This window comes from Actinokineospora spheciospongiae, assembly GCF_003182415.1.
Classification (GTDB): Bacteria; Actinomycetota; Actinomycetes; order Mycobacteriales; family Pseudonocardiaceae; genus Actinokineospora; species Actinokineospora spheciospongiae.
Window position 1 is genome coordinate 694682 of record NZ_QHCP01000003.1, and the last position, 6363, is coordinate 701044.

The following is a 6363-nucleotide window of genomic DNA, read 5'->3' on the forward strand; positions in this document are numbered from 1 at the left end:
CTCCTCACCAGCGCACGGGCAGTCGGTCGGGGCCGCGCAGGAGCCTGCCCCGCTTCCACGGCACGTCCCCGGGGTCCACGGCCAGGGCCAGGGCGGGGAAGCGGTCGAGCAGGGCGCCGAGGGCGACGGTCAGTTCCATCCGCGCCAGTTGCGCCCCCAGGCAGTAGTGCGGGCCGTGCCCGAACGCCAGGTGCGGGTTGGGCGTGCGGCGCGGGTCGGGGGTGTCCGGGTCGGGGAAGGCGCGGGGGTCGCGGTTGGCGTTGACCCCGGCGGCGAAGACGTGTTCGCCCGCGCGGACGACGCCGCCGCTCAGCTCGACGTCGACGCGGGCGACCCGGGCGTTGCCGATGCCGTTGCCCAGGGGGACGAACCGCAGCAGCTCCTCGACCGCCCCCGGCAGCAGGCCCCGGTCCGCGCGCAGCGCCGCGAGCAGGGGCGGGGTGGTGAGCAGCACGTAGGCGAAGTTCGAAAGCTGGTTCGCGGCGGTCTCGTGCCCGGCGATCAGCAGCGTCACGCCGAACGACACCAGTTCCGGCTCCGTGAGCCGGGAGCCGCGGTCGCGGGCCGCGACGAGGTGGCCGAGCAGGTCGTCGCGGGGGTGCGCGCGGCGCTCTGCGACCAGGCGGGCCAGGTAGGCGCGCAGGGCGGCCTCGCTGTGCGCGGCCTCGGCGGGGTCGACCGCGGTGGTGGACATCATCGCGTCGGACCAGCGGCGGAATTCGGCGTGGTCGCGGTAGGGGACGCCGAGGAGGTCGCAGATGACGGTGATGGTCAGCGGCAGGCTCAGCCCGGCCACCAGGTCCGCCCCCGGCCCGATTTCCTCCACCCGGTCCAGCAGCGCGGCCACGACCTGCTCGACCCGCGGTCGCAGCCGCTCGACCCGGCGGGGGGTGAACGCCTTCGACACCAGGGCGCGCAGCCGCGTGTGCCCGGGCGGGTCCATGCCCAGGATCGAGTCGGCCCGGCGCGGCAGCGCCGTGGTGCGCGGAACGCCCCCGCCCACCGGCGACCGGGTGAACCTGGGGTCGGAGTTGACCAGCTTGACGTCGGCGTACCGGGTGACCAGCCACCCCTCGCCGCCGTGCGGCAGCCGCACCCGGGCCAGTGGTTCGGACTCCCGCAGCTCGGCGAACACCGGGTGCACCTCCAGTCCGGTCACCTCGCCGAAGGGGTACACGTGCACCCGCTGGGTTTCCGCCATCTCAGGCGCACCTCGTTCCCGGAACGCTCACCCCGAACAAGCTTCCTGCGCAGTTCTGCCTTCCCCACGAAGGTAGGCAGCCGCCGCCGGACCCTCTGCGCAGTACTGAGCAGACCCCCGCCGCCGGCGGGGTGAGGGTGGCGAGCAGCACAGCAGACCACCGAAGGGGACCGTGGCCATGACCGACATCATCGAGCGCCCCGTGCTCGCGGAGACCGACGAGACCGGGGTGCCCACGCAGGCCCCGACGGCGTTCAACACCTCGAACAGCGGGTTCGTCATCCACCGCTCCGGCCAGATCCGGCACGAGTTCCGCCGCGAGGGCCGGGAGTTCGCCCTGGAGCTGGCGGGCTTCCTGAACAAGCCGCTGGCGGGCAAGGCGACCATCGTCGTGTTCGAGGAGCTGTTCGGGCAGCAGGACCGGGTGCACTGGGTGCAGCACTTCAAGAACCCCAACGACTACCACGTCATCCTGGACCTGGTCGACCACGACAAGACCTTCAAGGACATCACCGAGCGCGACCGCCTCGCCGAGGGCGGCGGCGGCAACTGGGAGCGGATGTTCACCGAGGGCACCTTCTCCGAGCGCGTCATCGTCCCCCAGCACGGCGTCGGGGACCACGACGACGACGATGACGACCCGACGTACTTCGCCGACCCGGCCTCGCACCAGACCACCGTCCCCGAGGGCGAGCTGCTGCACACCGGCAACGCGGGCATCACGATCATGCGGACCGCGCACTGCAAGTACGAGTTCCGCGACGAGGCCCGCCAGTTCGCCTACGAGTGGGCCAACCACATCAACAACACCCTGCGCGGCTCGGTGTCGGCGTTCCTGTTCGAGGAGACCTTCGGCCGCCAGGACCGCATCCACTGGACCCTGCACTTCAAGACGCTCAACGACTACCTCAAGCTGGTGGAGCTGGGCAAGGACGAGACCTACAAGCAGATCCTCGGCGCCCGCCGGGTCGCGCTGGCCAAGGGCGGCGGCTCCTGGGAGAAGACCTTCGTCGACGGCACCATCCAGGACCTGGTGCTCTCCCCGCTGCGGTCCGGCACCACCGCCTCCGGCTTCTGACGCCATGACCACGGCGGAGTTCAGCACGCTGCGCCTGGAGCGGGCCCCCGGCCTGCTGCGGGTCGGCCTCACCCGCGGCGCCATCGGCGGCACCGTGCTCACCGAGCTGCACGCCGCCCTGGACCTGGCCGAGGCCGACCCGGACTGCCGCGTCGTCGCCCTGCACGGGGCCGACGGGGTGTTCTGCACCGGGATGGACTTCGCCGACGCCTCCGAGCACCTGGGCGACGGGGGTGAGCTGGCCAGGGTGGGCGGGGAGGAATTCCTCGGCCTGCTGCGCCGGTTCACCCTCGCCCCCAGGGTGGTGGTGTCCCTGGTGGACGGCTGGACCTCCGGTGGCGGGGTCGGCCTGGTCGCCGCCAGCGACTTCGTCTTCGCCACCGCGCGCAGCCAGTTCGGCCTCCCGGAGGCGCTGTGGGGGCTGCTGCCGTGCTGCGTGCTGCCGTTCCTGATCCGCCGGGTGGGCTTCCAGAAGGCCTACACCATGTCGCTGTCCACCCAGTCGGTCCCCGCCGAGGCCGCCGAGCGCTGGCACCTGGTGGACGAGCTGACCGAGCGGCCGGACACGGCCCTGCGCACCCTGCTGGCCCGGCTGCGCCGCATGGACGCGGCGACCGTGGCCGACCTCAAGCGGTACTGCCGCGCCCAGTGGTCCGGTTCGGCCGCGGGCGAGGAGCTGGCGCTGCGCGAGTTCGCGCGCCTGATGGCCGACGAGACCGTGGCCAGGCGCATCTCCGACTTCACCACGCACCGGAAGTTCCCCTGGGAGGCGTAGCACCATGGTCGCGTTGGTCTTCCCCGGTCAGGGCTCGCAGCGCAAGGGCATGGGCGCCGGGCTGTTCGACCGCTACCCGGAGCTGACCCGCCAGGCCGAGGACGTCCTCGGCTGGTCGCTGCGGGAGCTGTGCGCCGACGACCCGGACGGGCGGCTGCGGCGCACCGAGTTCGCCCAGCCCGCGCTGTTCGTGGTCAACGCGCTGACGCACCTGTCGCGCGCCCGCGAGCTGCCCGCGCCGAAGTTCCTGGCCGGGCACAGCCTCGGCGAGTACGACGCGCTGTTCGCCGCGGGCTGCTTCGACTTCTCCACCGGCGTGGAGCTGGTGCGCCGCCGCGGCGAGCTGATGGGCCGGGCGGGTGGCGGCGGCATGACCGCGGTCATCGGCGTGGACCTCGACCGGGTGGTCGAGCTGCTCGCGGGCGGCGCGGACACCGGCGTGGACATCGCCAACCACAACTCCCGCACCCAGGTGGTGCTGTCCGGCCCGCCGGAGGGCATCCGGGCGGCGACGATCCTGATCGAGCGGGACAAGGCCGCGCGCTGCGTGCCGCTCAAGGTCAGCGCCGCGTTCCACTCCCGGTACATGGCCGCCGCGGCCGAGGAGTTCGCCGCCGTGCTGGCCGGGGTCACCTTCACCGACCCGATGGTGCCGGTCATCTCCAACGTCACCGCCCAGCCGTACCGGCCGGGTGAGGTCGCGACCCTGCTGGCCGAGCAGATCCGCAGGCCGGTGCGCTGGGCGGAGTCCATGCGCCACCTGATCGACCACGGTGTCGAGGAGGTCGAGGAGCTGGGTCCGGGGCGGGTGCTGGCCGGGTTGTGGAAGGCGGCGGTCACCGACCCGGTGCCCGCCCCGACCGCGGCGCCGCTGATCCCCGCTCCCCGGCCCGCCACTCCCGCCATGGCCGCCTCCACAGTCGCCGTTCCCGCGATGGCCGCTCCCACGGCGGCCATTCCCACGACCGCCGTGCCCACGCGACCGGTCGGGTTGCGCGCGGAGGACCTGGGGTCGGCGGAGTTCCGCCGGGACTGGGGTGTCCGGTACGCCTACCTGGCCGGGGCCATGTTCCGCGGCATCGCCTCCACCGAGCTGGTGATCCGGCTGGGCCGGGCCGGGCTGCTGGGCTTCTTCGGCGCGGGCGGGCTGAAGCCGGACCGGGTCGAGGCGGCCCTGGTGGAGATCAAGTCCGCTCTGGGCCCGGACGGCCGCTACGGCATGAACCTGCTGCACTCCCTGGACGACCCGGCGTTCGAGGACGCCGTGGTCGAGCTGTACCTGCGCCACGGCGTCCGCGCGGTCGAGACCGCGGGCTTCACCCAGGTCACCCCCGCCGTGGTCCGCTTCCGCTACCACGGTGCGCGGATCGACGCGGCAGGCGTCTGCCACGCCCCGCACCGGGTGCTGGCGAAGGTGTCGCGCCCGGAGGTGGCCGCCGCGTTCATGCGCCCGGCAGCCCCCGCCGTGGTGGCGAAGCTGCGCGACGCGGGCCTGCTGACCGACGAGGAGGCCAGGGTCGCCCTGGTGCTGCCGGTCAGCGAGGACATCTGCGTCGAGGCCGATTCCGGCGGGCACACCGACGGCGGCGCGGCCCTGACGCTGATGCCGTCCATGCTGCGCCTGCGCGACGAGGTCATGGCCGAGGAGGGCTACGCCAAGCGCTTGCGCGTCGGCGCGGCCGGTGGCGTGGGCGCCCCGGAGGCGGTGGCCGCGATGTTGGTGCTGGGCGCGGACTTCGTGCTCACCGGGTCGGTCAACCAGTGCACCCCGGAGAGCGGGACCTCCGACGCGGTCAAGGACATCCTGGCGTCGCTGGACGTGCAGGACACCGCGTACGCCCCCGCCGGGGACATGTTCGAGATCGGCGCCCGGGTGCAGGTGGTCCGCAAGGGCACCCTGTTCGCCGCCCGCGGCAACAAGCTCCACCAGCTCTACCGCCGCTACGACTCCTGGGAGGAGATCGACGAGCGGACGCGCAAGAGCATCGAGGACACCTACTTCAAGCGCCCCTACGCCGAGGTGTGGGCGGAGACCGCGGCCTACCACCAGGGGCGCGGCAAGGACCTGAGCAGGCTGAGCGGCAAGCAGAAGCTCGCCCTGGCCTTCCAGTGGTACTTCGCCCGCTCGGTCCGCTGGGGCCTCGACGGCGTGCCCGACCAGCGGGTGAACTACCAGATCCAGTGCGGCCCGGCGATCGGCGCGTTCAACCGCTTCGCCGCGGGCACCGACCTCCAGGACTGGCGGGCCCGCCACGTCGAGGTCATCGCGGAACGACTGATGAGCGGCGCCGCCGAGGTGCTCGCCGGGATGTGTGGAGGACGACCGTGACCGAGACCGCCGTGGGCGCGCAGGCCCAGACCACGCTGGCACCGGAGGACCTGCTCAACTCGGTCAACTCCGGGGTGGTGGTCGAGCGCACCGCCCAACTGCGCGCGCAGTTCCGCTCGGTGGGCAAGAAGACCGCGCTGGAGCTGGCGGAGCAGATCAACCACAAGCACCAGGGCGCCGCCACGGTCTTCGTCTACGAGGAGGCGTTCGGCCGCCGCGACCGCCTGCACTGGCTGCTGCACCTGCGCTCGCTGCACGACTACGCGGCGGTGTCGGACCTGTTCGAGGACGGCCTGGAGGGCACCGGCGAGGGCGCGGGCACCGACCCCATGTACGTCGACGGCTCGGTCACCGAGACCCTGCTGATCCCGCAGCACTGGGGCATGTACGGCACCGACGAGGCGCTGCCCGAGGGCGCCGGGATCGACACCGCCAAGCCGAACCTGGTGGTGCCGCCCGCCGCGGGCCAGACCTCGCTGCCCGCCGACTCGCTGGTCCACTCCGGCAACTCCGAGATCGTCATCCACCGCAGCGCGGTCACCAAGTACGCCTTCCGCGCCGAGGCCCGCATGTTCGCCCGCCAGATCACCGAGGACATCAACACCCACCTGCCCGGGGTCAGCACCTCCTTCCTGTTCGAGGAGGCCTTCGGCGGCGCCGACCACGTGCACTGGCTCATCCACATGAAGGACCTGGACTCCTACTACGACCTGATCGACATGCACCAGCGCATGGACCAGGCCACCCGCGACATCTACCTGAACGAGATCATCGCCCCGGCCAAGGGCGGCGGCACCTGGAACCGCATCTTCGTCGAGGGCAGCATGGGCGACGTCGCCTTCACCCCGCTGCGGCCCGACCGCTTCTGACGCGACCCGCCGAAAGGGGCCACCGGACACCGGTGGCCCCTTTCGGCGCGTCCGGGCCCTGCTCAAACGTGAGCAGGCATCCGGCAGACCCCGCATTAGCGTCGGAACCGC

Annotated in this window: 5 protein-coding genes; 4 read left to right on the forward strand and 1 reads right to left on the reverse strand. The window is 72.6% G+C overall.

Going from position 1 to position 6363, the window contains the following annotated elements; genetic code table 11:
* Positions 1-4 precede the first annotated feature (4 nt).
* Entirely contained in the window at positions 5-1201 is a 1197-nt protein-coding gene (locus DFQ13_RS10755) for a cytochrome P450 (RefSeq protein ID WP_110079641.1), read from the reverse strand.
* A 178-nt stretch (positions 1202-1379) separates the two neighbouring features.
* Here DFQ13_RS10755 and DFQ13_RS10760 point away from each other — a divergent pair, with 178 nt between their 5' ends.
* The 4 genes from DFQ13_RS10760 to DFQ13_RS10775 are packed head-to-tail and all read left to right on the forward strand — an operon-like array spanning position 1380 to position 6252.
* Positions 1380-2279: a DUF6039 family protein gene (locus tag DFQ13_RS10760; RefSeq protein ID WP_110079642.1), complete on the forward strand. Its 900-nt coding sequence runs from the start codon at positions 1380-1382 to the stop codon at positions 2277-2279.
* 4 nt (positions 2280-2283) lie between these two features.
* On the forward strand, positions 2284-3054 hold the full coding sequence (locus tag DFQ13_RS10765; protein ID WP_035283252.1) for an enoyl-CoA hydratase-related protein: 771 nt from the start codon (positions 2284-2286) through the stop codon (positions 3052-3054).
* A 4-nt stretch (positions 3055-3058) separates the two neighbouring features.
* Positions 3059-5383, forward strand: coding sequence for an ACP S-malonyltransferase (gene fabD / locus DFQ13_RS10770; protein ID WP_110079643.1), 2325 nt, complete (start codon positions 3059-3061; stop codon positions 5381-5383).
* Entirely contained in the window at positions 5380-6252 is an 873-nt protein-coding gene (locus DFQ13_RS10775; protein WP_110079644.1) for a DUF6039 family protein, read from the forward strand. Before fabD ends, DFQ13_RS10775 begins: the two co-directional genes overlap by 4 nt.
* Positions 6253-6363: the final 111 nt, after the last annotated feature.